At 49.1% G+C, this 26,966-nt stretch carries 25 protein-coding genes; 1 reads left to right on the forward strand and 24 read right to left on the reverse strand.

All coding sequences use genetic code 11. The features are described from left to right. Positions 1 to 248 precede the first annotated feature (248 nt). Positions 249 to 2,000 carry an ATP-binding cassette domain-containing protein gene (locus BBD42_RS26550; RefSeq protein WP_099520626.1) on the reverse strand — a complete coding sequence of 584 codons (1,752 nt, stop codon included), beginning with the start codon at positions 1,998 to 2,000 and terminating at the stop codon, positions 249 to 251. After that, on the reverse strand, positions 1,997 to 2,866 hold the full coding sequence (locus BBD42_RS26555) for an ATP-binding cassette domain-containing protein (protein WP_172455645.1): 870 nt from the start codon (positions 2,864 to 2,866) through the stop codon (positions 1,997 to 1,999). The genes BBD42_RS26550 and BBD42_RS26555 overlap by 4 nt, the downstream gene beginning before the upstream one ends. Before the next feature lie 125 nt (positions 2,867 to 2,991). Here BBD42_RS26555 and BBD42_RS26560 point away from each other — a divergent pair, with 125 nt between their 5' ends. Continuing rightward, complete coding sequence (locus BBD42_RS26560) at positions 2,992 to 3,621, forward strand: biotin transporter BioY (RefSeq protein WP_237163244.1); 630 nt, start codon at positions 2,992 to 2,994, stop codon at positions 3,619 to 3,621. A gap of 143 nt (positions 3,622 to 3,764) precedes the next feature. On the opposite strand, the gene BBD42_RS26565 is transcribed toward BBD42_RS26560, so the two are convergent. The 22 genes from BBD42_RS26565 to BBD42_RS26670 all read right to left on the reverse strand — a co-directional run bounded on the left by BBD42_RS26565 (position 3,765) and on the right by BBD42_RS26670 (position 26,961). After that, positions 3,765 to 4,256, reverse strand: a complete 492-nt coding sequence (locus tag BBD42_RS26565; protein WP_056038065.1) for a YlbF/YmcA family competence regulator — start codon at positions 4,254 to 4,256, stop codon at positions 3,765 to 3,767. 262 nt (positions 4,257 to 4,518) lie between these two features. Further along, positions 4,519 to 6,108 carry a tRNA (N6-isopentenyl adenosine(37)-C2)-methylthiotransferase MiaB gene (gene miaB / locus BBD42_RS26570; protein WP_099520628.1) on the reverse strand — a complete coding sequence of 530 codons (1,590 nt, stop codon included), beginning with the start codon at positions 6,106 to 6,108 and terminating at the stop codon, positions 4,519 to 4,521. A gap of 257 nt (positions 6,109 to 6,365) precedes the next feature. Continuing rightward, on the reverse strand, positions 6,366 to 6,941 hold the full coding sequence (locus tag BBD42_RS26575) for a phosphate propanoyltransferase (protein ID WP_056038071.1): 576 nt from the start codon (positions 6,939 to 6,941) through the stop codon (positions 6,366 to 6,368). A gap of 219 nt (positions 6,942 to 7,160) precedes the next feature. Further along, on the reverse strand, positions 7,161 to 7,421 hold the full coding sequence (locus BBD42_RS26580; RefSeq protein ID WP_025335291.1) for a stage V sporulation protein S: 261 nt from the start codon (positions 7,419 to 7,421) through the stop codon (positions 7,161 to 7,163). A gap of 139 nt (positions 7,422 to 7,560) precedes the next feature. Further along, positions 7,561 to 8,355, reverse strand: coding sequence for a TIGR00282 family metallophosphoesterase (locus BBD42_RS26585; RefSeq protein ID WP_046230789.1), 795 nt, complete (start codon positions 8,353 to 8,355; stop codon positions 7,561 to 7,563). Between the two features lie 77 nt (positions 8,356 to 8,432). Further along, positions 8,433 to 9,974 (reverse strand): ribonuclease Y, encoded by a 1,542-nt coding sequence (gene rny, locus BBD42_RS26590; RefSeq protein ID WP_046230788.1) that lies wholly within the window; start codon positions 9,972 to 9,974, stop codon positions 8,433 to 8,435. A 231-nt stretch (positions 9,975 to 10,205) separates the two neighbouring features. Further along, positions 10,206 to 10,835 (reverse strand): RecX family transcriptional regulator, encoded by a 630-nt coding sequence (locus BBD42_RS26595; RefSeq protein ID WP_099520629.1) that lies wholly within the window; start codon positions 10,833 to 10,835, stop codon positions 10,206 to 10,208. 119 nt (positions 10,836 to 10,954) lie between these two features. Further along, positions 10,955 to 12,016, reverse strand: a complete 1,062-nt coding sequence (recA, locus tag BBD42_RS26600) for a recombinase RecA (protein WP_056038078.1) — start codon at positions 12,014 to 12,016, stop codon at positions 10,955 to 10,957. Between the two features lie 260 nt (positions 12,017 to 12,276). Beyond that, positions 12,277 to 13,524 carry a competence/damage-inducible protein A gene (locus BBD42_RS26605; RefSeq protein ID WP_056038082.1) on the reverse strand — a complete coding sequence of 416 codons (1,248 nt, stop codon included), beginning with the start codon at positions 13,522 to 13,524 and terminating at the stop codon, positions 12,277 to 12,279. A gap of 142 nt (positions 13,525 to 13,666) precedes the next feature. Further along, a complete protein-coding gene (gene pgsA, locus BBD42_RS26610) occupies positions 13,667 to 14,242 on the reverse strand; it encodes a CDP-diacylglycerol--glycerol-3-phosphate 3-phosphatidyltransferase (protein ID WP_056038085.1) in 576 nt (191 codons plus the stop codon). Between the two features lie 221 nt (positions 14,243 to 14,463). Next, the gene (locus tag BBD42_RS26615; protein WP_046230783.1) at positions 14,464 to 14,955 is read right to left on the reverse strand and encodes a YajQ family cyclic di-GMP-binding protein; all 492 of its coding nucleotides are present in this window, start codon (positions 14,953 to 14,955) and stop codon (positions 14,464 to 14,466) included. 37 nt (positions 14,956 to 14,992) lie between these two features. After that, entirely contained in the window at positions 14,993 to 15,892 is a 900-nt protein-coding gene (locus BBD42_RS26620; RefSeq protein ID WP_099520630.1) for a helix-turn-helix domain-containing protein, read from the reverse strand. Positions 15,893 to 15,912: 20 nt separating this feature from the next. Beyond that, the gene (locus tag BBD42_RS26625) at positions 15,913 to 16,680 is read right to left on the reverse strand and encodes a DUF3388 domain-containing protein (protein WP_046230848.1); all 768 of its coding nucleotides are present in this window, start codon (positions 16,678 to 16,680) and stop codon (positions 15,913 to 15,915) included. A gap of 197 nt (positions 16,681 to 16,877) precedes the next feature. Beyond that, positions 16,878 to 17,129 carry a DUF3243 domain-containing protein gene (locus BBD42_RS26630; protein WP_056038091.1) on the reverse strand — a complete coding sequence of 84 codons (252 nt, stop codon included), beginning with the start codon at positions 17,127 to 17,129 and terminating at the stop codon, positions 16,878 to 16,880. 106 nt (positions 17,130 to 17,235) lie between these two features. After that, a complete protein-coding gene (gene ymfI, locus BBD42_RS26635) occupies positions 17,236 to 17,964 on the reverse strand; it encodes an elongation factor P 5-aminopentanone reductase (protein WP_099521827.1) in 729 nt (242 codons plus the stop codon). A 14-nt stretch (positions 17,965 to 17,978) separates the two neighbouring features. Then, entirely contained in the window at positions 17,979 to 19,265 is a 1,287-nt protein-coding gene (gene yfmH / locus BBD42_RS26640; protein WP_099520631.1) for an EF-P 5-aminopentanol modification-associated protein YfmH, read from the reverse strand. Between the two features lie 5 nt (positions 19,266 to 19,270). Continuing rightward, positions 19,271 to 20,545 (reverse strand): EF-P 5-aminopentanol modification-associated protein YfmF, encoded by a 1,275-nt coding sequence (yfmF, locus tag BBD42_RS26645; protein ID WP_099520632.1) that lies wholly within the window; start codon positions 20,543 to 20,545, stop codon positions 19,271 to 19,273. Between the two features lie 169 nt (positions 20,546 to 20,714). Next, a complete protein-coding gene (gene sleB, locus BBD42_RS26650) occupies positions 20,715 to 21,503 on the reverse strand; it encodes a spore cortex-lytic enzyme (RefSeq protein ID WP_099520633.1) in 789 nt (262 codons plus the stop codon). 110 nt (positions 21,504 to 21,613) lie between these two features. Further along, the gene (locus tag BBD42_RS26655; RefSeq protein WP_099520634.1) at positions 21,614 to 24,439 is read right to left on the reverse strand and encodes a DNA translocase FtsK; all 2,826 of its coding nucleotides are present in this window, start codon (positions 24,437 to 24,439) and stop codon (positions 21,614 to 21,616) included. A gap of 87 nt (positions 24,440 to 24,526) precedes the next feature. Further along, complete coding sequence (locus tag BBD42_RS26660; protein ID WP_099520635.1) at positions 24,527 to 24,745, reverse strand: YlzJ-like family protein; 219 nt, start codon at positions 24,743 to 24,745, stop codon at positions 24,527 to 24,529. Beyond that, complete coding sequence (locus BBD42_RS26665; RefSeq protein ID WP_099520636.1) at positions 24,745 to 25,491, reverse strand: ClpP family protease; 747 nt, start codon at positions 25,489 to 25,491, stop codon at positions 24,745 to 24,747. The genes BBD42_RS26660 and BBD42_RS26665 overlap by 1 nt, the downstream gene beginning before the upstream one ends. A gap of 156 nt (positions 25,492 to 25,647) precedes the next feature. Beyond that, positions 25,648 to 26,961 (reverse strand): molybdopterin molybdotransferase MoeA, encoded by a 1,314-nt coding sequence (locus BBD42_RS26670; RefSeq protein ID WP_172455646.1) that lies wholly within the window; start codon positions 26,959 to 26,961, stop codon positions 25,648 to 25,650. Between the last annotated feature and the right edge of the window lie 5 nt (positions 26,962 to 26,966).

The following is a 26,966-nucleotide window of genomic DNA, read 5'->3' on the forward strand; positions in this document are numbered from 1 at the left end:
CAATACCCATGATTCGGTTGAAATAGCGGCTGCTGTGTCCTCCAAAGATACCTTTGTGTAAGGAATAATATAAACACTTGAAAATAAGAGCATAGCGATGCCTTTCAAGATATATGCTCACCTTCATTAGATGGCAGCATTTCGGTAGCAGAGGGATTAAGTACAGGGTTCGAATGTCAGTAAAGCCTGCCTGCTTGCTTCCTCGAAAAATACGAATTAGACAGCTAAACCTTTATCATCCTGAACGTTTAAAATAATGCTGCCACATACAGCAGAGCAGCTCCGAATACCGCCCCGGCAAGCAGCAGCACATCCTGACGGCCAAAGCGCAAGCGGAAGCCTTGTGTCGAACGAATCTCACTGTTGCCAAACCCTCTCGCCTCCAGCGCTTCTGCCATTTGCTCCGCTATTCGCAAAATCGCACGAATGTAAGGGATAATCGCCGATGCCAGCATCGAGAGCGGCAATGAGCCTACTGGCGTAATTGCTTTCCCTCGCGCATGCGCGATTTTCGCAAACCGCTCCCATTCTTTAAGCAGCAGCGGAATAAAGCGAAATATTAAGGTCACAGTCAACGTAATCGCTGAGATCGGCACTTTAAATCGGCTCAGCCAGCCGAATGTTTGCTCCAGCGCCCGCTGAATTCGCAGCGGCGTCATTAGCAGCAGCATCGGCAAGCCCAGCAGCATGGCGCAAAAAAGCGTCGCCAAGCGGAGCATCGTTCGTGCCGATTGCTCCCAATCAAACGATAAGGGCTGGATCTGCGCTCCGGCTACTGCCCCGAAGAGCAGAATGATTAAGGCGTAGGCTCGAATAAAACCGAGCCAAGGCCGCATTTGGGCGCGCAGCGGCAGCCATATGGCGCCTGCAAGCGCTCCTGCAAGCAGCAAGCCGCTCCAGCTATGCTGCATGATGATGGACGCCGCCAGCAGCATGTAGGCGGCGATAAGCGCTCTTGGGTCGAAGCGCGTCGCCAGGCGCTGCGCTTCGGGCTGCGCCGGCGGGAGCTGCCGGCGCTTGGGTTTAGGCAGCGGCGGCGAAGCGTTCGCCGCTGTGGGGTCTGCGCCCGGCGATGGGCGCAGCTCCATCGCCGGAGGCGCCTGCGGCGCGGCGAGCGGCAAAGCCGCCGCGCCAGGCAGCGCCGCTGCGGCGGCATGGATCGCCGCCGCAAGCGCCTGTGGCGCCGGCCATACGGCGGCGCCAGCGCCCGGCGGCGGCGCCGCGAAGCAGCGCAGCTTCGCCAGCGCGCGCAGCGCCTGCGGCGCAGCTGCATCTGCAGCGTGTGCGTTCGCCCACGCCGATGCAGCGACCGCTTCGCGGACTGAGCCGTCCACGACCACGACGACTTCGTCCGCAAGCGGCAGCAGCGCTCCCGGATCGTGCGTTGCCACGACCGCTCCGCGCCCAGCCGCCTTGTGCGCCGCTAATACGGCGCACAAGCGGCTGATGCCCTCGGCGTCCAGCCCCGCCGTCGGCTCATCCAGCAGCAGCCATTGCGGCTCGCAGGCCAGCAGGCAAGCGAGTGCTAGCCGCCGCTGCTGTCCGCCGCTGAGCGACCAAGGATCGCGGGCAAGCAGCTCGGCAGGCAAGCCTGCTGCTTGCAGCGCTTCTTGCAGCCGCCGCTCCTTATCAGGCGGCTCCAGCTTATACGGCTTCAGTGAATAAAGGAGCTCCTCCTTCACGGTCGCCGCAAACCATTGCGACTCCGAATGCTGGAGCGCGATGCCCGTATTCAGCGCAACGCTGCGGCTGAGAAGTCTGCGCCTGCCCTTTTTCACCCAAAGGTTATCAGCGCCAAGCGCAATTTCGCCTTCGTTCAGCTTGCGAAGCCCTGCCATAGTTTCCAGCAGCGTGGATTTGCCCGCACCATTGCTGCCAATGAGCAGTGTAATCGTGCCTTCTTTAAAAACGAGCTTTTCTTTAATAGTCAGAAGCGTCTTGTCTCGTTCTCCCGCCGCACAGACGCGTATCTCTTCCAGTCTCCAGCTAAGGTCGGTCATCTTTGCAGCGCCTCCGCAAGCCTGTCTATGGTCAAAGGCAAAGGTTTTATTACGATGCCCAGCTTCTCCAGCTCCCAAGCTGTCTGCACCGCATAGGGGGCTTCAAAACCGAGCCGCTCGCACCAGCTCCGCCCCTCATCCTCACTCCCCGTACTCGCCGCATCTTTTAAAATAGCATGACGCTCATAAAACGACGCTGTAGTCCCGTCAAAAACGATTTGGCCCTGTTCCATCACAACGACTCGATCACCATGTCGAAGCTCAGCCAGCTTTTGCGTAATCCATATGATCGTTCCTCCTGCGGCATGAAGCTCCCGCACTTGCTCCCCAATAGCCAGGCTTGCTTCAGGATCAAGCATTGCCGTGGCTTCATCGAGCACCAGCACAGGCGAGTTGACCGCCAAACAGCCAGCAATAGCTGTCAGCTGCTTCTGCCCGCCAGACAAGGTGCCGACAGCTTGGTCCTTCCGTTCCAGCAAGCCGGTTAGTCTAAGCGACTGTTCTGCCAATGCAGCTATTTCATCGCTAGCAATTCCATGCTGCTCCAGCATCAGCACAACGTCCTCCCAAGGTGTTGCGCCTAGCATGGAAGCCTCAGGCTGCTGCATCACAATTGGAATCGGCCTTTTGTAGGCAGCAAGCTTGCTCCCCATCAAATAAGTCCCGCTTTTTTCGCCCACAGGAAATCCGGCAATGGCCTTTGCAAGCGTACTTTTCCCACTGCCATTGCTCCCTAGCAGCGTCAGCCAGTCCCCTTCCTTCAGGGCAAGACTGACAGCTCTTATAATTGGAGGCTGCTCACTCGCCGCATCAAAAACGCGTGGCTTTACCGTCAGCCCCTCAACCCGTATCAAATAATCGTTCAAAAAAATTTCACCTGCCCTCTTCCCCAAAGCGCCGCTCTGTGCTACAATCCATTTTGTTAACCATAAGCAAATAATAATTGGTTAACATTATAAAAGCAATCCTCATTTTAAAGGAGACGATTTCATTGATCAAAAGCAGTACGAATATTCGCAGCATGGTGTACATAGCCTTGTTCGCTGCCTTATTTATCGTCATGAGCAGCCTTCAATTCAAGTTTGCCGCTTCACCCGTCCCGATAACCCTGCAAACACTCGCCGTTGCACTCGCAGGAATATTCCTCGGTGCACGAAATGGATTTTTCTCTATTTTGATTGTCGTTGTACTAGCTACGATCGGGCTTCCGCTTATTAACGGAAATGGCGGCTTCGGCATGATAGCTGGACCTACCGGCGGTTTTTTGGTTGCCTTCCCCTTTTGCGCTCTGCTTGTGGGCTTCTTCACCTCCAAGCTGCTTCATAGCTCTTTTGCAGCCAAAAACCGGATCGCAACTGCTATTTTGCTATTTGTCATTTTCGAGCTGTTTAGTTCTTTTTTCGCTTATGTCATCGGTATCCCATGGCTCATGCAAGCAACAGGCCTCTCGTTTCAAAAAGCAATGATTAATGGCTGCTACCCATTTCTCCCCGGCGATGCTGCCAAGTCCGTACTGGCCGTCATTATAACTCTGGCGTTAAAGCCGTATATTTTGCGCATACAAGCTTCAACTGGCAATAAAAACGCCGCTTCTGCTGTTCCATTCACAACAACACCGTAAATTCCTTCCGTTTTATCACACACGTTACCCTCAAGGTTTATAAAAAAAAGGGGCTGAAAGCAATGGTATTCCACCATTGCACAGCCCCTTTCCTGTTTCATTGCGCTTGCCCGAATTCCGCTAGTTCAACCTCAGACAAGTTGTTAGTCGCACTCAGCAGGCGCTTCCTCAGCTCCTGCCTCCACATTGATTTTCTCAGAAACCGTATCCCGTACAATGGAAATAACGAGCTGCAGCAAATAGTTGATGTCGGACTGGCTTTGCTGGAACTCCGTTACAATCGGAATGCCGTCCAGCTCATCTTGCAATACTTCCATTTCCTGCTCGATTTTTTTGACCATCGTTTCGTTTTTGAAAGTTGTCTCAAATGCGACTAATTCCTTCTGCTTTTTCTTTACAGTCGCAATTAATTCCTGAATTTTCGTATTGCCTTGAATTTGGCTTTCCGCACGGCGGTAATGCTGCACTTCCTCAGAAGTATAAATCAGGTCAGCAAGCTCCTTCGCCTTCTTCATAATGTCTTCGCGAATTAGCAAATCACGCGTATCAAACTTTGGAATGCCGCATCCTTCACCATGCTCATGATGGTGATGGCCATGCTCCGTATTGCCTTGGACCGTTTGTTGCTCAGACATATATCATCTCTCCTGTTAATTAGTTTCAAGTGTAAACGGCTGAAGCCGGCCTTTAGCGGCAAAGCTGCCGTTTCACGTAGAAATATAGATTAAGGATGGCGCTAGGTTATCCTTTTCTATATTTCAAGTGTAAACGGCTGAAGCCGGCCTTTGGCGGCAAAGCTGCCGTTTCACGTAGAAATATAGATTAAGGATAGCGTTAGGTTATCATTCCCTATATTTCAAGTGTAAACCTCTATCGCCTTGCTGTTACCTATTTCGTTTAGAGTACAACCGCTTCGCGCAGCTCAGTACCTGTAGGCTCTGCTTTAATATACCAGGTTTTCGCCTCTGTTACTTTCGCTTGAATGAGCTGGCCAATCCATTCCTGCGGGCCTTCCAAATGAACGAGCTTGTTCGTACGTGTACGTCCAGCTAGCACATTTGCGTTATTTTTGCTCTCACCTTCAATCAGCACCTCGATTGTCGTGCCAATCATCCGTTCATGACTCTCCAGGCTCATCTGCTTCAGCAAATCATTAAGACGCTGCAGCCGACGTTTCTTGACATCAAGTGGAACATTATCCTCCATACCGGCAGCTGGCGTGCCCTCACGCGGCGAGTAGATGAAGGTGTAGGCTGAATCAAAGCCCACCTCGCGAACGAGCGAGAGCGTATCCTCGAACTGCTCATCCGTCTCGCCAGGGAACCCGACGATAATATCAGAGGTCAGCATAGCATCCGGGATAGCCGCCTTAATTTTACCCACAAGCTCTAAATACATTTCACGCGAATATTTCCGGCTCATCCGTTTAAGCACTTCCGTGCTGCCCGATTGAACAGGCAGATGAATATGCTCGACCAGATTGCCCCGCTGCGCCAGCACCTCAATGAGATGATCATCAAAATCTCTAGGATGGCTCGTTGTAAAACGAACACGCGGAATGTCGATTTTAGACATATCGTTCATGAGGTCGCCAAAGCGATACGCTATATCTTCAAAATCTTTGCCGTAAGCGTTCACGTTTTGCCCAAGCAGCGTCACTTCCTTGAAGCCCTGTCTTGCCAGCTCCCTTACTTCGGCAATGACGTCCTCCGGACGGCGGCTGCGTTCCTTGCCTCTTGTATAAGGCACAATGCAGTAAGTGCAAAATTTATCACACCCATACATAATGTTAACCCAAGCCCGCATGCCTTCACGTTTCTTCGGCATGTTCTCGATAATGTCGCCTTCTTTGGACCACACCTCGACAACCATCTCTTTGCTGAAATAGGCATTTTGCAGCAGGAACGGCAAACGGTGAATGTTATGGGTACCGAAAATCATATCGACGAAGGAATGTTTTTGCAAAATACGTCCGACAACCGATTCCTCCTGCGACATGCAGCCGCATACACCGAGCAGCAAGCCCGGCTTCTGCTGCTTCAGCACCTTAAGATGCCCGAGCTCCCCGAACACTTTATCCTCGGCATTTTCCCGGATTGCACATGTATTCAGCAGCACCACATCCGCTTCAGTCCGATCCTCCGTCGCCGTATAGCCCATTTCCTCGAACATGCCCTTCATAACTTCCGTGTCATGCTCATTCATTTGGCAGCCGTACGTTTGAATCAAATAAAACTTGCCTTTGCCCAGCGTCCGGAATTCCTCCGGTATGGAAAAATCGTAATGAACCTCTATATCCTCTTTGCCCCGTTTTTTCTCTTCCATGTGGTTCGGAGCAGCATTGATTTGAATATTGCGTCCTTTAATTCGATAGGTGATTTTGCCGTCTTCCTCGCTAAGCACCTTCGCATCAGAGAAATCAAAATATTTCGAGTAATCCCTATCTTTATTAGCGGCTTTCAAATCCGCTGAATTCCCCTTTGTCATGCTTTAGTCACATCCTTATATCCTTGTGCTCACCCGTGTTTAAACATCAATAAGAAATTATAACACATATAAGTCCATCGAATCCATTACTGTTGCTGCTAATGCTCTATTTTTTCCAACAAATCTTGAAAACGCCTTCTTATTTGCTTGAAAAAATCAAAAAAACGGATAGCAGCGAAGGAGCTGCTATCCGTTTCAAAAAAATGAGAAGATCCCAGTACAGCTGCTTCACAAGCTGTATCTTGGAAAAAGGATGATTAGCCGACAATTTCAGCTGTATCACCGTTTTTAATGCCAGCAGCATTCGCTTCATCCGTATCAATATGCATGTCCAATGCGAAATCTGGGGATACACGGGCGATCACTTCCTCAAATACGACGCCACGATCTCCGCCAAAACGCACTTTCAGCTTTTGCTTGTCGGCAATGCCCCATTTTTCAGCATCGCTCGTGTGGAAATGTATGTGGCGCGCTGCAACGATAACGCCTTCCTCAATCGTCACTTCGCCAGCAGGCCCTTTCAGCGTAATGCCAGCCGAACCGCTAATATCACCGGATTCGCGAACAGGCGGGTTTACGCCAATCGAGAAAGCATCCGTGCGGGAAACTTCAAGCTGCGTCGCCTTGCGGACAGGTCCAAGAATTCTTACTTTAGGAAAAGAAGATTTCGGTCCGATTACGGCAACCGTTTCATTTGCTGCATATTGTCCTGGCTGAGAGAGAGCTTTCGCCTCCGTCAGCTCGTAGCCTTCTCCAAATAAAATCGCGACATGCTCTTGAGATAAATGAATATGGCGTGCCGATACCCCTACAGGTACTAGTTTTTGTGTCATTGCTTTTACTTCCCTTCGCTTATTGATCTGCTTTCCTTGCAACAAGGATCATGTGCCTTAACCTGCAACATGCTAGGGCAATCATAACATTTATTTGTTTTATCCCACAACAACATATGTCACTATAAAGCAAAAAACCTGCTTACGCGATTGTAGGCAGGCGTTACATATGAACATTTTTCTACATTTCTCTAACGACTTAAGGCTTCGTTTAAGCGCTTATCTAGGCTCAACAATGAGCTTAATCGCTGTCCGATCCTCGCCATCAATCACGATGTCTGTAAATGCTGGTATACAAATTAAATCCACCCCGCTGGGAGCAACAAATCCTCGCGCAATCGCAACTGCCTTAATTGCTTGATTTAGTGCACCCGCCCCGATAGCTTGTAATTCAGCGGCGCCGCGTTCACGTAAAACTCCGGCCAGCGCACCTGCAACGGAATTTGGATTGGACTTTGCTGAAACTTTTAATACATCCATAAAAATGTACCTCCTCGGGAATGATGGATGGATTCCACTACTAGCAATAGTATTCGAGAGAGGTAGAAAAATTCCTGCTTTTATTGCCGAAATTAACGAACTGTTCTGAATTATCAAAACTTTCAACAAAAAAAAGCTGCTACATGAGCAGCCAATCTTCTTCTACAAGTCTAATTTTTTGGAATTTGGTCGTTTCGCCTGTCGCATCGTCGATTTGGATCGACACGCCATGCAAATGCCATTTGCCTTCATCCACGACAAAACGTGTAGGCATTTGGGTCATAAACCGATGCAGCACCGCATTGCGCTCCATCCCCAGCACACCGTCCTTCGGACCCGTCATGCCAACATCCGTCAAGTAGGCTGTGCCGCCTGGCAAAATCGTATCGTCATTCGTCTGAACATGTGTATGTGTCCCTACAACGACAGAAGCATGACCAGCCAAATGCCAGCCCATTGCAATTTTTTCCGAAGTCGCTTCCGCATGAAAATCGACCAAAATATTTTTCGTCGTTTCATGCGCCTCCTCGATTAGCTCATCCGCTTTGCGAAACGGACAATCAATCGGCGGCAAAAACGTTCTTCCCTGCAAATTTATAATGGCAAGCTGCTTGCCGTTCGCTTTAATAATCGCCATGCCTTGTCCTGGCGTTCCTTCCGCAAAGTTCGCAGGCCTTACGATACGGGGCTCATCATCTATCCAGTCAAAAATATCTTTGTTATCCCAAGTATGATTGCCCATCGTAATCCCATGAACACCACATTCAAACAGCTCATTGACAATGTTCTTTGTAATGCCCCGGCCGGCCGCTGCATTTTCGCCGTTTACGATAATAATATGCGGGTTGTATTTCGATTTAAGCGCTGGAAGCACCTGCTTAACGGCTGCACGCCCTACACTTCCAACAATATCTCCAATAAATAATACGTTCATTGCTGCTCACTTCCTTTTACCTATTCAGACAGGAAAAGTGGCTGCAGGGCAGCCACTTTTCCGCGTTGCTATGCTGTTTACTTCGCGTATTCCACAGCCCGTGTCTCACGAATAACGGTGACTTTGATGTGGCCTGGATAATCAAGCTCACTTTCAATCTTCTTCGTAATGTCGCGAGCGAGTCGGAATGCTTCTGTATCGTCAATCTTCTCAGGCTGTACCATAACGCGTACTTCACGGCCGGCCTGGATGGCATACGATTTCTCAACACCATCGAATGACTCCGAAATATTCTCCAGCTTCTCCAGACGCTTGATGTACGTTTCGAGCGTCTCACGGCGTGCGCCTGGACGTGCTGCCGACAAGGCGTCAGCTGCACCAACCAGCATTGCGATAACCGACGTGGCTTCACAATCGCCATGGTGGGAAGCGATACTGTTAATAACAACAGGATGTTCTTTGTACTTCTTGGCTAATTCAACGCCAATCTCAACGTGCGAGCCTTCAACCTCATGGTCAAGTGCTTTACCGATGTCATGCAGCAAGCCTGCACGCTTCGCGAGAGTAATATCCTCGCCCAGCTCGGCAGCCATAAGTCCAGTCAAGTAAGCAACCTCCATGGAGTGCTTGAGCACGTTCTGACCGTAGCTTGTCCGATACTTGAGTCTTCCCAAAATCTTAATCAAGTCAGGATGCAAGCCATGCACACCCACCTCAAAAGTAGCTTGCTCACCGTATTCACGGATACGCTCGTCCACTTCCTTGCGTGATTTCTCAACCATCTCTTCAATACGAGCAGGATGGATACGTCCGTCAGCGACAAGCTTCTCAAGTGAAGTTCGGGCAATTTCACGCCGGATAGGATCGAAGCCGGACAGGATGACCGCTTCCGGTGTATCGTCGATAATAAGATCGATACCGGTCAATGTTTCCAGAGCGCGGATATTACGACCTTCGCGTCCGATAATGCGGCCTTTCATTTCCTCATTCGGTAAGGAGACGACTGATACAGTCGTTTCTGCTACGTGATCAGCCGCACAACGTTGGATAGCGAGCGATATAATATCACGTGCTTTTTTATCTGCTTCTTCTTTAGCCTGCTGCTCGATTTCCTTGATCATCTGCGCTGTCTCATGTCGTACTTCCTGTTCAACATTAGACAAAATAATCGATTTCGCACCTTCCATCGTCAAGCCGGAAATTCGCTCCAGCTCGCTAAGCTGCTGCTTATAGATGGTATCAATCTGTTCTTGGGTTTCATCGATCCGTTTCTCTTTGTTGGCAACTAATTCTTCTTTGCGTTCCAGCGCTTCTAATTTTTTATCCAACGACTCCTCTTTCTGGAGTAAACGTCTGTCCTGTCGCTGAACCTCATTACGACGTTCACGAATGTCTTTTTCAGCTTCGGTACGAAGTTTGTGGACTTCATCTTTCGCTTCCAGCACCGTTTCCTTTTTCTGCGCTTCTGCTTCTTTTTTCGCATTTTCTACGATTTGGATAGCAGCCTGCTCAGCACTGGAAATTTTGGCTTCGGCAATCGACTTTCGAATAAAATAACCAACTCCAAAGAAAATAACGCCAACAACGAGACTGATCAAGATCGTCCAAATAGGATTCATCCTCTTGTTCACCTCCTCGTTGCATTCACAAAAGCAAACGCTTGGAATGATATTTGATTTTAGTCGGTTTCCATACCGTTTTCATCTTCTAACAACTTGCCGAAAATAATCTTCTCAAATCAATTTTTGGAAGGAAAATAGATTTGATGTGGAAGGAATACAAATTCATTTTATCTTTTGGTAAAATCAATTGTCAAGCAAAAGCCCAACGTGATCTTTTTGCTTTATTGATTATGCATTCTCTTCCGCTGATTTTACTGCGGCTTTAATAATGTCTACAGGAAAGCCCCTTCGTATTAAAAAAGCTGCCAGCTTGCGTCTGCGCTCAAACGGCTCGCCTTTTATCGTTCGCCATTTTTTGGAAGCGGTAGCAATAGCTGTTTCAAGCTCCATTTCACTGTCAATTGCCGAAGTAGCGGCAAGCGCAGCTGTTTTCGACACACCCCGCTGCAGCAATTCCTGCTGAATGTAACGCCTGCCCTTCTGGCTGCTTTTCATTCGCTGAGCGGCAAATTGCATCGCATACTGTTCATCATCCACAATATGTTCCTTTTCTAAACGCTCAATGGTGTAATTTATATGATCCTCAGCAATTAGTTTCCGTTTCAGATACTGCTCTATTTGCTTGCTTGTCCGCGGCTTAAAACCCAAATAATAAACAGCCATCGCATAAGCGCGATAGCGCTCGTCCTCGCTGCCAATTTCCTCTATTTGCGCCTCTGTAAGAAGTTGTCCTTTAAACAGTGTATGGCGGATCAACAGATCCTCATGAACCGATAAAATCGGCTCTTCGCCTTCCGCGAATATAAGATAGCGGCTTCGATGCTTGCTGTCTTTCTCAACCGCTCTGATTTCAATCATAGGCCCTCCATGTTACGTTTTGCAACTAGTTATAAATGCTAAATAAAACAAGTTCGCCGTCCCTAGAAAGGAACGGCGTCATCATCACTCTTTATCCATTTCGCTACTAATTGAGCGTATTAGTCCAATTCAGACTCATCAAAATCGTCTTCGTCCTCTTCTTCTTGACCAAGCCCTGTCGCTTGAGTAGCAGTCGCTACCAAGTTGCTGGCATCACGAATTTGCTTATCAATGACGTCGGCAATATCTTCATGGTCTTTCAAAAACTGCTTAGCATTTTCCCGGCCTTGACCGAGGCGCTCGCCATTGTAAGAGAACCATGCACCGCTTTTTTGTACAATATCGAGTTCCACGCCCAAATCCACGAGCGTACCCTCTTTGGAAATGCCCTCACCGTACATAATGTCAACCTCGGCTTGCTTGAACGGCGGAGCCACTTTGTTTTTGACAACTTTAATACGTGTACGGTTACCAATCATATCATTGCCTTGCTTCAATGTCTCAATCCGGCGGACATCAAGACGTACGCTGGAATAAAATTTCAAAGCGCGTCCACCTGGTGTCGTCTCAGGGTTACCGAACATGACGCCGACTTTCTCACGCAGTTGGTTAATAAAGATCGTAATCGTCTTCGATTTGCTGATGGCTCCGGAAAGCTTGCGAAGTGCCTGTGACATTAGGCGTGCCTGCAAACCAACGTGCGAGTCACCCATATCGCCTTCGATCTCAGCCTTAGGTACAAGTGCTGCAACGGAGTCGATAACAACAATGTCAACCGCGCCACTACGAACGAGCGCTTCTGCGATTTCCAGCCCTTGCTCCCCTGTATCTGGCTGGGAAAGCAGCAATTCATCGATATTAACGCCCAGCTTGCTTGCATATAACGGATCAAGTGCATGCTCCGCATCGATAAAGGCAGCTTGTCCACCTGCACGTTGAACTTCTGCAATCGCATGAAGCGCAACGGTCGTTTTACCAGATGATTCCGGTCCATATACTTCAATAATACGTCCTCTCGGGAAACCCCCGATTCCAAGTGCGATATCTAAAGCAAGCGAGCCGCTCGGCACGACCTCCACTTGCATATGTGTTGATTCCCCTAGTTTCATGATAGAGCCCTTGCCGAATTGTTTCTCAATTTGACGCATAGCCATATCTAACGCAGCACGACGATCAGCCAATCAACTCACATCCTTCGTTATTTATAATATAATGATAACCTTTTTCCGACCCTTTGCCAAGCACTTTTTCGAACATACATTCGTTTTTTTTGTGAAGCCGACGGAAGGCATGCAACTTTTAAATAACTGTAACTAAACAAAAAAAACCGCAGCAAAGTTATCTTCGCCACGGTTCTTCCGTAAGTTGAGTTCAGTATACGCCCGTTTACAGCAAAAAGCAACAGCTTTCGCCAAATTTTGGTCGAAGAACTCTTATATAGTTAGTTTTGAATAGCAAGCCACAAACGGTACAGCAATGTTTTTACAGCGCGAACGCGAATAATCGTCCGGCTGCCGCTTAATTGCAATGGATAAACCATCGTCTCCTTGCCACGCTCGGCAATAGCTATATAAACAAGCCCTACCGGCTTGCCTTCACTCTCCGCAGGGCCAGCAACACCTGTAATAGACACGCCGAAATCGCTGTCTGCAAGCTGCTGCACCCGCTCAGCCATTAGCGCAGCTGTCGATTCGCTTATGGCGCCAGGAGCCCCTTCGCCCTCTAGCTGCGCAAGAGGTATGCCAAGCAGCGCATGCTTCATTTCATTCGTATACGTTACAACACCGCCCGTGTATTCACCACTGCTCCCAGGCACGCTCGTAATCAACTCAGCTAACAGACCGCCGCTGCAGCTCTCAGCACTAGCTAGCTTGCGTCTGCTAGCGCGAAGCAGTCTTATGACCGCCTCCTCCAGCGGAATGTCCTCTTGGGCGTATAGATGCTCTCCAATGCGTTCAATAATCTGCTCCACTGTCGCATCAATCTTGCCGTCGGCCTCTGCCTGCGTGGCCGCCTTCGTCGAAACGCGAATAGCTACCTCGCCTTCCTTCGCATAAGGAGCAATGGTCGGGTCAACCTGAGCCTCGATTAGATCGAGCAGTTTAGCCTCCAAGTTGGATTCCCCAATGCCTGCAAACTTCAGCAACCGCGAATAAAGAGGCTGCTCATGCCCGAGCAGCGTCCGCAGCCATTCCTTGCCTGGCCCGTCGATCATCGGCTTCATTTCCCGCGGAGGTCCCGGCAGCAGCATATAATGCGTGCCATCCTCCGTCAGAGCGTTGCCTACCGCAAGTCCCGCCGCATTGTGCAGCGGCACGCTGCCATCGATAGACAATGCCTGCCTGCGGTTGCTTTCAACCATATGTACGCCTCTTGAGCTGAACAGCTCTTCGATTTTATCCATGGAAGGCTTGTGCAAGGATAAACCGCGGCTCAAATAAGCAGCCAGCACATCCTTCGTCAAATCATCAAGCGTGGGTCCCAAACCGCCCGTAAACACGAGCAGGTCAGCGCGTTCTCTCGCTGTCACGATCGCTTTGCGAATACGCTCAGGGTTATCCCCGACTACGGTTTGAAAATAAACATCAATGCCTAGCGCGGCCAGCTCTTGGGACAAATACTGTGCATTTGTATTTACAATCTGTCCGAGCAGCAATTCTGTACCTACTGCAATAATTTCTGCTTTCATGCTATTCATCCTCCTTTAGGTAATGGCAGCGCCATTTCGCGATAAAATATAAGCCCATTATAAATGCTTATATTTTAAGCAAAAGCATCCTTCCCGAAACAGGAAAGATGCTCTTCAAAAAACGGCAAAGCGCGTTTCATCGTTATTCAACCGGTATTAGATGTTTATTTTTCACAAAATAATCAATTCCGGAATAAAGCGTAATCGCAACTGCGACCCAGCTTGCAATCAAATCAAATGGAAATGAGATGAAGGCAAATGGGAAATTGTTAAGCAAAAGCGAGATAATCATCGTAATTTGTATAGCTGTTTTCCATTTGCCCCAGTTGCTGGCCGCCATAACACTGCCCTCAAGCAGCGCAATTTGACGAAGTCCCGTAACGGCGAATTCACGGCTAATAATCAGGATGGCAATCCAGCCAGCCAGCTTATCCATCTCCACGAGGGAGATCAGAACCGCCGCAACAAGCAACTTGTCAGCGAGAGGATCGAGAAGCTTGCCTAAGTTAGTTACGATTTTGTTCTTACGGGCGATATACCCGTCCAAACCATCCGTACTCGCTGCCACAATAAAAATAATCGCCGCAATAATCTGGTTATATGTAATGGAATAGTCATCAAATACAACTGAGCCCACATTCATATTAACGAGTAGGAAAACCATAATAATCGGCACTAAAATAATTCTAACCAGCGTGATTTTATTGGCGAGATTCATACCTCATCCTCCCCGAATAAAACAAAATCCGTCCTGCCATTGCCCATCATTGCAATCACCTGTTCTGTCATCTGCGTCTCCCCAGATCCCTTCCGCGAAACTATCTTATCAAGTATAATACATTGTTTAATCTGGTGTCAAAATGAAGAAAAACAGGTTTAACAAAGCCCCCTTCTCTCGCCAAAAGCGAAAAAAGAGGACTTCAATACCGCCACATGCGGTTAACGATAATTTGTAAATTGCAGCTCGATCGGCAAGTTAGCACCGCGCAGCAAGTTCATAACAGCTTGCAAGTCGTCACGGCTTTTGCCGCTTACGCGAATTTGATCGCCTTGAATCAAGCTTTTCACCTTAAGCTTCGAATCGCGAATCAAAATATTAATTTTTTTGGAATGCTCCTGATCAATGCCCTGCTTAAGCTTAACATGCTGACGAACGGTATTGGCTGAAGCTGACTGAATTTTCCCGTAATCCATATTTTTGATCGGCACGCCGCGTTTAATCATTTTCGATTGCAAAATATCAATTACACTATTCAATCTGTACTCATCGTCAGAGACGAGAACCAGCTCTTCATTTTCCAGCTTAATGCTGCTTTTGCTGCCTTTAAAATCAAAGCGTGTCTCAATTTCACGCTCCGCCTGCTGAATCGCATTGTTTAACTCCTGCATGTCCACCTTGGACACAATATCAAATGAACTTTCTGAAGACATGTAACTCCACTCCCCTATAAAATAGCTTTTATCCGTATTATGGCGTAGCCGAACCAGTCGCTTCCGGGCTGCCTGCATTCGCCGATGCCGCAGGATTCAACTGGATTTTTTTCGAGCCTGCACGATCCCCATCGGGAACAAGCACGCCATCAACTGAAATCGTGACTAAATCGGCGCGGCCCACATTGATATATAACGGCTGCGTCAATTCAAAGCTCAGCGTCGAGCCGTCATTTGCATTTTCCGATAGCAGCGCACTGCCTTTTGAGCCGCCTTCACGGACTTCCATCCAGCTCTTTCCGCCGGCAACCTTGATTTCCAGCTTGTGCACGGCCGTTCCTGGACCTACATCATAATGGTCGACCTTGCCGATTTTCGATGAAAAAGTAACCGTCACATCCTCCTGAATTGTCGGTGTAGGAGATGGTGTAATCGTAGGTGCAACAGCGCCCGTTGACGCTCCAGCTTCCGGCGTTGGCGTAGGCGGTGCAGATTCATCGGTAATTTTCGTACCTTGATCGACCATATCAGACGGTTTGTCTTTTTGATTAATGACGAAAATCCATACGACTGCCACAATCAAAATCAAAAATGACCACATCATCACATTAAAGCCGAGCTTGCCAATACGGTCAGAACCGACAGACTGTACCCGTCTGGGAGGCCTTGTGGTAACAGGCTCCGTTAATGTTTCTGTAATGGTATTCGGTACTTCCTTCTCGTGCAGGCGCAGCACCTCTTCGGTATCAAGCCCTACAGCTTCGCAATAATTTTTCACAAAGGCCCGCAAGTAGAAGCTTCCCGGCAGCACGCTGTGATCGCCGCTCTCGATAGCTTCGAGGTAGCGTTTGCGAATTTTCGTCGTTTCCTGAATATCGTCAAGCGTCAGCCCGCGTTCTTCACGCGCCTTGCGGAGCAGCGCTCCAAGATTAGACATGCCTGCTTCCTCCTTTCAACTTAAAAATCATCCGAGTAATTTGCAGTAAACGATTCGTACGTAATTTCCTCATCCGGCGTATTGCGCAGCTCTATAATAATATCAAAATGGCTGTGATCATATTGGGACTCTTTAATAAAAATATCGGGATGCTCAATGACCTTCGTCGAAGGCATAGCCATAATTTCCTGCAGCAAGGCATGATGGCGCTCATTGGAACGAATCGTGCTCACAATGCCGTCAATGATAAAAATATTATTTTCGTTCATTTCTTCTTCCGATAGCTGGCTTCTTACCGTTTGGCGGAGAAGCGTTGAAGAAACGAACGCCCACCGTTTATTTGAGCATACGCTGCCAGCGATGATGGATTCCGTTTTTCCTACGCGCGGCATGCCACGTAAACCTATTACCTGATTGCCTTCGCGTTTAAACACTTCGCCAAGAAAGTCAACGAGGATACCCAGTTCATCACGGGTAAAACGGAATGTTTTGCGATCGTCAGAATCCCGTTCGATATATCTTCCATGGCGCACAGCTAAAATATCTACAATAGTTGGCGTCCGCAGCTTGTTCACTGTAATATTATCAACTTTTTTCAGCATTTTGCCGAGCAGCACGATTTTTTCTTCATCATCGGTTTGCAGCAGCATCCCGCGCGTCCGGTCTTCTACACCGTTTATCGTCATTATATTAACTTCCAGCATACCAAGCAAAGAAGCTATGTCGCCGAGCAAGCCTGGCCTGTTCTTATGTATCTTATATTCCATATACCATTGTTTTGATTCCAGCCTAATCACCATCCCAGCACATTGTTGACCGTACATTTCCTGTTGTCCGTCAAAATCTTATTCTACAATTTTCGCCACAATCCTGCAACCTCACATCAAAACTATTGAAAAGATAACGGCCAGTGCTTGCGGTTATGATTCATATTCGCAGAAAAGCCTCCGTGCGGGAGGCTTTTCTGCGAATAACATGTAGCGGATTACGCCTTTTGTACCAGCTTTATCATGAGGCAGGCTAGAACTTTACGCTCGGAATCGTCGCCTGCATCCCACAGTTCCTTCAATACGCGCTGCTCCTCATTTTTCGGATCGACCTTTTCATCGAGAAAAGAACCGATTTCGAAGGCCAGGCTGGTGATGGCCTCATCATTCATTCCGATTTGCTTCGCATGCTGCACCTTGTCAGCCAAAAACTGCTTCCACGTATCGAAGTTTGTAAGAACGGTTGACATTTTTCTTCGCCTCCTTGTTTTGTGAAGAATCATCAACAGTCATTATTTTGCTTCGATACGAGGCAGATTATGCGGATCATTTGCCATCAAAAAACAGCATTTTTCCTTACGTATGCCAGCCGCCATTCGGACTTATGACTTGACCTGTAATGTAGGAAGATTCCGGCAGCGAGAGAAAATAAACGAGCGAAGCAACTTCATCCGGCTGGCCAAGGCGGCCCAGCGGAATTTCCTGCTCCAATGCCGATTTCTCATCCTCATTGAATCCATCCATCATTTCGGTATTTACCGCTCCAGGAGCAACCGCATTGACTGTAACGCCCGACGGCGCCAATTCCTTAGCCAAAGCTTTCGTGAAAGCGTTCATCCCTCCCTTGGAAGTGGAATACAGCACTTCACAGGAGGCGCCAGATATTCCCCAAACGGAGGAAACATTAATAATTCGGCCGAAACGATTTTCAATCATGCGCGGCATAAAAATTTGGCTACACAAAAACATTCCCTTCAAATTGACAGCCATCAGGTCGTCCCATTCTTCCTCCGATACGTCCATGAGCATGCCATAATGCGCAACACCGCCATTGTTGACGAGTATATCCGGCATTCGGTTATGTGCCTCAAGCTTGTCTCGCATGCGCAGCAGCTGCTCCTTGGAGCGCAAATCAGCGGTAATAGTCATGGCATCACCGCCAAGCTGCAAGCATTCTCTTGCTGTTTCATTTGCCGCCTCGTGGGCGTTTAAATAATGGATGACGACATTCATGCCTTCCGCCGCGAAGCGCCGCGCAATTGCGGCGCCGATGCCACGGCTTCCCCCTGTTATAAGCACAGTCATCTCCCCCAGCGTCTTCACGCCTCAGGCTTCTCCACTATCGATACCGCCAGCTGATTAAAATCAAAATGCTCGCGCAGGCGCTCATTTGCCTGCTCAAGCGTACAGCTTTCATATAGCGGCAGTACATCAAACATATCGCTGTCGCGGAAGCGGTAGCGTGTAAATTCGCCAGCGATGGATTCAGGGGAGTTCAGCATCCGCAAGTAACCGCCGATTTTTTTTCGTTTTGAGCGTTCAAAGGCGATTTCATCGAGTCCACTCTCAAGCGCTTGCTCAATAGCAGACTTAACACGAGCCAGAAGCTGCTTTGGATTTGGCGTATCTCCGCCAAGCACCGAAAATGCATAACCGGGATTTGCATTATATTCGGTTCCAAAGGAATCGGAAATAAGCTGGCTTTCATATAGCTCTTCATACAAAGCGGAGCTTGGCCCGAACAATACGTCCAGCATCAGCTTGGAAGTAACTTCCTGACGAAGCAGCTCTTCGCTGGATAGCCCTGTGTTTTTCTCCTTAAAACCAAACATGCATTTAGGCAGCGATACCGGTAGCTTCGTTACTTTGTGCGGCGTTTTGACCGAGGTCGGCTCATCCTCAAATAAACGGCGAATTTCGCCCTGCGGCTTGAAGTTTTTGGCCGCTTGATTGCGCCTTACAAGCTCAAATACTTCCTTCGCATCTACGCCGCCAACGACGAACAGCAGCATATTGGATGGATGGTAGAAGGTTTCATAGCACTGATACAGCGTTTCCTTGTCAATTTGATAAATCGACTCTACAGTGCCGGCAATATCAATATGAACCGGATGGGTGTGGTACAGCGCATCAATAAGCCCAAAATAAACGCGCCAATCCGCATTATCCTTGTACATATTGATTTCCTGTTCAATAATGCCTTTTTCCTTGTCCACATTCGCATCGGTGAAATAAGGATTTTGCACGAAATTAATGAGCGTCTCTAAGTTGGCAGGAATTTGCTCCGTCGCCGAAAACAAATAGACGGTACGGTCGAAGCTCGTAAAAGCGTTCGCTGAAGCGCCTTGGGAAGCAAACGTAGCGAAAATATCGCCAGTTGGCTCCTCGAACATTTTATGCTCCAAAAAATGGGCAATACCGTCGGGAACTTTGACTGCTTCCTCATCGCCGACTGCAAACCAATTATCTACGGAGCCATATTTCGTCGAAAATGTTGCGTAGGTTTTATGAAAGCCCTCTTTAGGCAGCACTATGACTTCAAGCCCATTATCCAGCACTTCACGATAAAGCGTCTCCTGTACGCCCTTATACTCCAATGGTTGCACGGTGGTTACGCCTCCTTCCGATCACGCAAATAATAAATCGTATCGAGCTGCACATTTTGTGCGACTCTGACAATATCAGCAGCAGTAACGGCCTGCACCTGCTCAAGCAGCTTCTCGGCACTTCTTTCCTTGCCGGACAGCACCGCGTTAAAATCGTAAGCAATCATTTCATAAGCGGAATCCTGCAGCTCGCGCAAATGATTCGCTATCATCGCTTTCGTCTGGCTCATTTCAAGCTCGGACAGCTCGCCTTGACGCATGCTCTCAAGCTGCTCGCGAATAATATTGACCGCTTTCTCATAGTTCTCGATTTCAATACCTGACTGCACCGTGCATATGCCTTTATGTCCATCAAGACGGGAAGCGGCATAATAAGCCAAGCTTTCCTTCTCGCGCACATTTAAAAACAGCTTGGAGTGCGGATATCCGCCCAGCACACCATTATACATAAGTGCTGCTGCATAATCGTCATCGCCATAAGCGACGCCCGTACGCAGGCCCAAATTAAGCTTCCCTTGGGTCACATCCATCCGTTCAACAACCGTATGAACGTCGCGCACCTGATGGGTAACGTCTGCCTTTGGATAATTTGCCGCTGCTCCGTCTGTCAGCTTGAATGCATCACGTACGTAAGCTGTCACTTCCTCAAGCGTAGTATCGCCTACTACGTACAAATCGAGCGCGGCTTCATCAAGCCACTTCTTGTATTGCTTGTAGAGAGATTCCGGGGTTATCTCGTCAATTACAGCCAGCTTGCCAAGCGGATGCAGCCTATAAGGCTCATTCGCACACATTTCTTCAACGCAGCGCTCAGCGGCATAGCGAATTTTATCATTGACGATGGACTCCAGCCGCTTCGTGAGCGTCACTTTTTCCGCATCGACGTATTTACGGCTGAATGCGCCATTTTCCAGCAGCGGCTCAGTCAGCACCTCGCCAAGCAGTCCTAATGACGCGGCAAGCAGCGGCGTGTCCGAAGATACGAATTGATCATTAATAACATCCATGCGGAATTGAACGATTTGAGAATCTCCACGCTTATATACATCAAAGCCGAAGCCGGCACCGTACAAATCATCGAGCCGCTCGCGAAATGCTTTCGTCTCAGGCGTCGCCGCCGTCCCTCTGCGCAGCACAAAAGGAATAAGAGCTGTCTCTGTAACTGTGTCTTCTGCAAGCACTCGCCCGGCAAACAAGGAAATCGCGAACGTCTTGAAACGCTTAGTTGGCAGCACATGCAGCCGTATTCGACCAAATTGTCCTCTTTCGAAAAGTGTCACCTTCGCTAGCTCCTTCCAAACTAAATTCTTATGCCTACAAAAAGCATAACGTTCTATGCTTCAAGTAAATGTATTCCAATTTCGAGCTTCCTATACCATTCTAACCGATGCGAAAAGGAAGAAGCAACCAGAGCTGCGTTAAGGCAGAACGGTTGCTTCTTTACAGGCTCTACATGCAAAAAATATGCTTGCCTATCGTTTTCACTTGAGGCCGGGTCCATATCCACTTCGAGGTTGCCGTTTCCGGATTAAAATAATACAAGCAGCCATTTGATGGATCCTGGCCATTGATGGCATCCATCACCGCACGGCTGGCAGTTTCATTTGGCGTCAGCCAAATTTGGCCATCTGCAACCGCGGTAAAGGCACCCGGCTGAAAAATAACGCCCGAAATCGAATTCGGAAAGCTCGTCGATTGCAGCCGATTTAAAATGACGGCTGCAACGGCTATTTGCCCCTCATAAGGCTCGCCTCGGGATTCGCCGTAAACGGCGTTGGCCATCAGCTTCAAATCATTGGCGCTGAGGCCCAGCTTGTTGCCCTTGGAAAGCGAGCTTCCACCTCCGCCGCCTTTGCTAGGCGCAGCTGTATTGCCCGAGCCAGCTTGTCCAGATGAAGATTCTGCTGCTGCCGGCTTCCAGGCTTTAGTCGCTTCCCAAAGCTTCAGCTTTGTCGAAGCTCCAACTACACCGTCGGCCTTCATTCCAAATTTCCATTGGAACCAGGTAACGGCATTTTTCGTGCTTGCTCCAAACTGTCCATCCACTTTGCCGCTGAAATATCCAAGATGCTTCAGCCTGCCTTGCAGCTCGTACACATCATTGCCCGAGGAACCAACCTTGAGCGTAGCATTACTGAACGTCTCCGAAGTCTTGACTTGATGCATATGCCGGAGAGAGTAGGAGCCAAACAAGACGAAAACGAGTACTGCTGTTATGACCATTAGTCGCTTTTTCATAGAAGGATCTGCCTTTCTCTTACAAGATAGTACGCTAATTAGCAGCGTTGCCTAAGTCTAGTATGAGAAATCAGTGCAGCTTCTATGCAAAATTTTTCGCTGCTGACATTTTAAGAACTGATTCGTCCCGCTTCGAGCTGATCTATTGTGAGCAGCACCTCACGCGGCTTGCTGCCTTCGTATGGCCCCACGATATGACGGGCTTCCATCTCGTCAATGAGCCTTGCAGCCCTTGTGTAGCCAATACGCATGCGGCGTTGAAGCAAGGATACCGACGCTTGCTTTGCTTCGACGACGATTTGAACGGCCTGATCATACAGTTCGTCCATGACCTCGTCGGAGCTAGCCGTCTCCTCCTCAATTTCCGGTACAAGATCTTCTTTGTATTCCGCTTCTGCCTGCCCTCGGGCATAACCGACAAGCGCCTCTACTTCCTGATCGGAAAGGAATGCGCCCTGTACCCGCGTCGGCTTGGAGGTACCCATCGGCAAGTAAAGCATATCGCCGCGGCCGAGCAGCTTTTCCGCTCCGACCATGTCGAGTATCGTTCGCGAATCGACCTGTGAGGAAACGCCAAAAGCAATCCGCGATGGAATATTCGCTTTAATAACACCGGTAATGACGTCAACAGACGGACGCTGCGTTGCAATAATAAGGTGAATGCCTGCCGCACGGGCCATTTGCGCGAGTCTGGCAATGGCATCCTCGACATCGTTAGCCGCTACGATCATCAAATCGGCAAGCTCATCGACGATGACGACGATGTAAGGCAGAACCGCTTTCGGATTGTCTGCCATTAAAGTGTTATAGCCTTCAATATTTCGCGTTCCCGATTTGGAAAACAGCTCATAGCGTTTTTCCATCTCGACTACGATTTTCTTAAGCGCAAGCGATGCGCGACGCGGATCAGTTACAACTGGCGCCAGCAAATGCGGGATACCGTTGTATACGTTTAGCTCCACCATTTTCGGATCGACCATGAGAAACTTCACTTCATCCGGCGTTGCTTTGTACAAAATACTAGTAATAATACCGTTTATACAGACTGATTTACCGGACCCTGTCGCTCCCGCTACAAGCAAATGGGGCATTTTCGCCAAATTGCCCACGATTGGCTTGCCCGCGATATCACGGCCGAAGGCAATCGACAGCTTGGAAGGGGAATCATAAAATTCCTTTGTTTCCATTACTTCGCGCATCGTAACAATCGATATTTCCATATTCGGCACTTCAATGCCGATGGCCGATCTGCCTGGAATAGGCGCTTCCATCCGAATATCCTTAGCTGCAAGCGCAAGTGCAATATCATCAGTCAAGCTGACAATTTTGCTAACTTTCACGCCCGATGCCGGCTCAACCTCAAAACGGGTAACGGCCGGACCGATAACGGGATCAAGCACCTTCGCCTTCACGCCAAAGCTTTCAAGTGTGCGCTCCAGCTTAAGCTTCGCCTCCATGGAACTGGAGCCAACGCCGCCTCTAACCATATGGCTAGGCTTGGACAGCAAAGTAAACGGCGGTAAAACGTACGGCTTGACTACCGGGACGTTTGATGCGGCTAGCGCCGGCTTGCTTTCGGCTGCTTGTTGGTTCGCTTCATTGCTTGCAGCGTTTGAGCCAGGGACTGCAGCAGCGTCCAAATGGCCATCTGCCGCTCTCTCGCTATCCAATAAAGGCTCATCATATTCATCATCACCTTGTTGAACAGCTTGCTCCCCAAATGCCTCATTCGCCTGCTCGGCTGCGTCATACTCCGAATCTTCTGCTTCATTTCCTTCTATATGTACCAGCTCTTGCTGCTCCTGCGTTTCTTGCGGCCTCCATGGCTCTGACCATTCCTGCTCATCCGTTATGTCGGAATGAGCGTACGGCTGGGCAGCTTTAGCAGCCAAATCCTCCTGCTCGCTAGGCCATAAGCTAGCGCTTGTCTCTGGCAGTGGAACTGCAGCAGCTGTTGAGGAAGCTGCTGTGCTAGGCGCGGTTTGGGCAGCAAATTCATCCTGCTCACTGTCCCAATCCTGATCCCAATCTTCCGCCCAATGCGGTACTGCCGCGCCCTCTTCGCCACGGCCAGACTCACCGTGAAGCGGATCATCCTCCAGCTCCCATTCGTCATGGCTGGCGGCAGCCTTCGCCTTATCGGATTGTCGCCAGGAGAAAAACAATGACTTTTTGTTTTTGACTGGACGGGGCGCAAAATCCTCTTCATCATCGTCAATTGTATTGTCCGAAGTAAGCACGGTGCTTGCTGACGATACTACGCTTGCATTTCTAGATGATTGTGCTGCAGCCCGCTCGGCGGAATAATCCGACCATTTGGCTGCGAGCAGCTTGAGCATACGGACAAAGCGGGTACGCAGCGTCTTGAACAGCTCCACATACGATTTCCCCGTTATGAGCATAATGGAAATTGCAATCATGACGAGCATGAGCAACTGAGCTCCGATTTTCCCAAACAAGGTGAAAAGTACGGAATATTGCAGCGCTCCAACGTAACCACCACTAATGGCCTTGTCCTTAAGCGGGCGCAAATCCTGCGGGTTGGAAGTAAGCAGCTCTCCCCTTAAGTCGCTGTCCAACTGATTCAAAATCACTTTGCCAGACAGCAGTGTCGTATCCCCAAGCTTGCGGTCGATTTCCGCAATGGAGCTCCACAGCGTAAAGGCAAGCACGAGCACAAGCATGCCTGTTTTCCGATTGGACCAGCCTTTCGGCCACATCCGTTTGACCATCACGACCAGCCCCACATATATGCCAATCAGTGCAATCACAAAGTAAAATTTACCCAGAAAGAGGCCGAACAGTTTGGACAATGAACGTCCTACCGTCGCCTCTCCCGATAAAGCAATAATCGATACCGTAATGAGTAAAATACCGTAAACCTCATATTTCAAATTTGCTGCGAGCGATTTCTTGCCCCTTCTTTTCTTAGCCAACGTTCGTCACCCCCGGTAAAACATTATACCATAGGTGGACAAATGTTCCTATTCGTTCGATAGTCCCTTAAACAGCAAAATCCTTTATCAATATTTGACAACAGCTCCTGGCGAAAGCTGCGGATTTAAATAATCGTCCAGCCCGCAATGAATGAGTCGAATGACTTTGCCCATCCCTGGCGCAATCGGCTCTACCTGCATATATACGCCATCCACCCAAACTTCGCGGCCCTGATTGATTTCCTCCTCCGCCTGCCAGCCCGCCAGCACTTCTTCCAGCGGAACAATCGTATATAGAACAGACATTAGTTAAACACCCCCGGCATTCCCGCCTGCCTGCGCTCCTCTACTAGCCGCTTAAGCTCCCGAAGCGCATCTGCAAGACCGCCTACCGCATCAATCAAGCCATGGCGAACTGCGTCGCCGCCAATGACTGTTGTTCCGATATCGCGTGTCAGCTCTCCTGTTTTGAACATCAATTCCTTGAAAGTCGCTTCCGACACTTTGGAGTGCATCGTAACGAAACGAACGACGCGCTCCTGCATTTTATCCAAATATTCGAACGTTTGGGGAACGCCAATCACGGTGCCATTTAAGCGAATCGGATGTATGGTCATCGTTGCTGTCGCAGCAATGAAGGATAGGTTGCCCGCTACAGCTATCGGAACGCCAATCGAATGTCCGCCACCGAGTACGAGCGTAACTGTCGGCTTTGACAAAGAAGAAATCATTTCTGCAATAGCAAGCCCCGCCTCCACATCACCGCCAACTGTGTTGAGCACGATCAGCACACCTTCAATTTTTTGATTTTGCTCGGCTGCGACCAGCTGTGGAATCAAATGCTCATATTTTGTCGTTTTATTTTGCGGCGGCAGCACCATATGCCCTTCAATCTGTCCAATAATCGTCATGCAAAAAATATTGGACTCGGCCTGAGGAATGTTTACCTGGCCCAACTGCTGCAAAGCGTCAAGGGCTCCAGCCGCCTTTTTCTTCTCTTCGTCATACGGCTCAGGCTGTTCTCCTGTTAAACTCATTGAATACGGCCACATCGGCGAATTCCCCCTCTTGAACAAGGCTAATACCGTTTTGGCTGAACCTACGGCTCGTCATAGTATGGGAATGTCGCGTTTATTTATGCCCCTGCTCCTGCAAAACGTCACTTTACGGCCGAATTATTGTAAAATCGCCAAAATGGCAACCCCTCATTAAGTCAAACTAAGAAATGCGGCCTGCCTTCCTGCCTGAAGGCCTTCACTAGGAATGGCTGCCAATGCATTTGCCCCGGCAAAAGCAGCAATATTTCCCGATTTATCGTTCGGCAGCGGCCTAACCCGCCATTCCCCCTGCTCCATCCACACAAATGCGCGAATATAACGGGGATACGGCGAAGGCTTATCCACATCGTCCATTAATATAGCTTGCTTCCACTCCGCCTCACTTCCATCAAGCCCCATCCCATGTTTTACGATTGGCTTCACCAACAGCACAAGCCCTGTGTAACATGCTCCAGGATTGCCAGACAAGCTGATCAGCAGCTTGCCTTGATTTATAAATGCCGATGAATGCGGCCCAGGGCGCATCATCACTTTCGTGAACAAAGGCTCAAAACCAAGGCAGTCTGCCGCATGAGCAACGCAATCGTAATCACCTACCGAAATGCCGCCAGTTGTAATAACCAAATCCGCCTGCTCAGCAGCTAGCTTAATCGCCATAGCAATTACTTTGGCATCATCCTTAATGGGCAAGGAACGAATAACCGATGCTCCCTGCTCCTGTAGAAACGCTTCCACGGCGAAGCCATTGGCATCATAGATCCGATTAGGCTGCAAGGGCTGGCCTGGAAGCAGCAGCTCGTCTCCAACAGGAATGACTGCAACTACCGGCTGAGCGACTACAGAAGCGTGTTCCTGTCCAAAAGAGGCGAGAATGGCCATTTCCTTCGAACCAAGCATGGTGCCTTTTTTAATGACGAGGCTGTTTTCAGCTATATCCTCGCCTGCTTCGGCAATATTTTTCCCCAGCTGCACGGGCTGATTGATTTGAATTTGCGACATCCCCCACGTAGCGGCATCCGATTGCTGTCCATGCAGGCTCGGCGGCGACTGAATCTCCTCCTGCCTAATTACAGCATCAAAACCATTGGGCACAGGAGCTCCTGTAAAAATACGTACGGCCGTCAGCTGTTCATTAATGAGAGGACGGCTGCCAGAGCCCGTATGCCAAGCTATTTCTCCCGCCCCTGCCTGCACCTCGCCAGTTACAATAAGCCGAATCGGGTTGCCAGGTGAAGCCGTCTGCGTAAAAGCAGCATGGAGCGCATATCCATCCATTGCTGCTCGGCGAAAAGGCGGCATTTGAAATGGGGAGTAAAAATCCTCGGCAAGCACTCGCTGAGCAGCTTTCTGTAAAAGCACTTGCTCCACCTTTCCTGGAAGCGTATGTTCGAGTAAACAGCGAACCGCTTCGTCAACGCTAAAACCTTTTTTTATATGAACACGATCTACACGGGCAACTGCCATGCTCG

It is taken from the genome of Paenibacillus sp. BIHB 4019 (assembly GCF_002741035.1).
GTDB lineage: Bacteria > Bacillota > Bacilli > Paenibacillales > Paenibacillaceae > Pristimantibacillus.

What these genes read in the sequence shown, in the direction of transcription:
- BBD42_RS26595 (WP_099520629.1), bottom strand. Translation starts at nt 10,835, where the DNA reads ATGATTGAAATCAGAGCGGTTGAGAAAGACAGCAAGCATCGAAGCCGC.
- BBD42_RS26615 (WP_046230783.1), bottom strand. Translation starts at nt 14,955, where the DNA reads ATGTCTTCAGAAAGTTCATTTGATATTGTGTCCAAGGTGGACATGCAG.
- ymfI (WP_099521827.1), bottom strand. Translation starts at nt 17,964, where the DNA reads ATGACTGTGCTTATAACAGGGGGAAGCCGTGGCATCGGCGCCGCAATT.
- BBD42_RS26565 (WP_056038065.1), bottom strand. Translation starts at nt 4,256, where the DNA reads ATGTCTGAGCAACAAACGGTCCAAGGCAATACGGAGCATGGCCATCAC.
- BBD42_RS26550 (WP_099520626.1), bottom strand. Translation starts at nt 2,000, where the DNA reads ATGACCGACCTTAGCTGGAGACTGGAAGAGATACGCGTCTGTGCGGCG.
- miaB (WP_099520628.1), bottom strand. Translation starts at nt 6,108, where the DNA reads ATGACAAAGGGGAATTCAGCGGATTTGAAAGCCGCTAATAAAGATAGG.
- BBD42_RS26575 (WP_056038071.1), bottom strand. Translation starts at nt 6,941, where the DNA reads ATGACACAAAAACTAGTACCTGTAGGGGTATCGGCACGCCATATTCAT.
- BBD42_RS26605 (WP_056038082.1), bottom strand. Translation starts at nt 13,524, where the DNA reads ATGAAAGCAGAAATTATTGCAGTAGGTACAGAATTGCTGCTCGGACAG.
- pgsA (WP_056038085.1), bottom strand. Translation starts at nt 14,242, where the DNA reads ATGAATCTCGCCAATAAAATCACGCTGGTTAGAATTATTTTAGTGCCG.
- sleB (WP_099520633.1), bottom strand. Translation starts at nt 21,503, where the DNA reads ATGAAAAAGCGACTAATGGTCATAACAGCAGTACTCGTTTTCGTCTTG.
- BBD42_RS26620 (WP_099520630.1), bottom strand. Translation starts at nt 15,892, where the DNA reads ATGTCTAATCTTGGAGCGCTGCTCCGCAAGGCGCGTGAAGAACGCGGG.
- BBD42_RS26660 (WP_099520635.1), bottom strand. Translation starts at nt 24,745, where the DNA reads ATGTCTGTTCTATATACGATTGTTCCGCTGGAAGAAGTGCTGGCGGGC.
- BBD42_RS26670 (WP_172455646.1), bottom strand. Translation starts at nt 26,961, where the DNA reads ATGGCAGTTGCCCGTGTAGATCGTGTTCATATAAAAAAAGGTTTTAGC.
- rny (WP_046230788.1), bottom strand. Translation starts at nt 9,974, where the DNA reads ATGAATCCTATTTGGACGATCTTGATCAGTCTCGTTGTTGGCGTTATT.
- BBD42_RS26665 (WP_099520636.1), bottom strand. Translation starts at nt 25,491, where the DNA reads ATGTGGCCGTATTCAATGAGTTTAACAGGAGAACAGCCTGAGCCGTAT.
- BBD42_RS26630 (WP_056038091.1), bottom strand. Translation starts at nt 17,129, where the DNA reads ATGTCAACCGTTCTTACAAACTTCGATACGTGGAAGCAGTTTTTGGCT.
- BBD42_RS26580 (WP_025335291.1), bottom strand. Translation starts at nt 7,421, where the DNA reads ATGGATGTATTAAAAGTTTCAGCAAAGTCCAATCCAAATTCCGTTGCA.
- BBD42_RS26585 (WP_046230789.1), bottom strand. Translation starts at nt 8,355, where the DNA reads ATGAACGTATTATTTATTGGAGATATTGTTGGAAGTGTAGGGCGTGCA.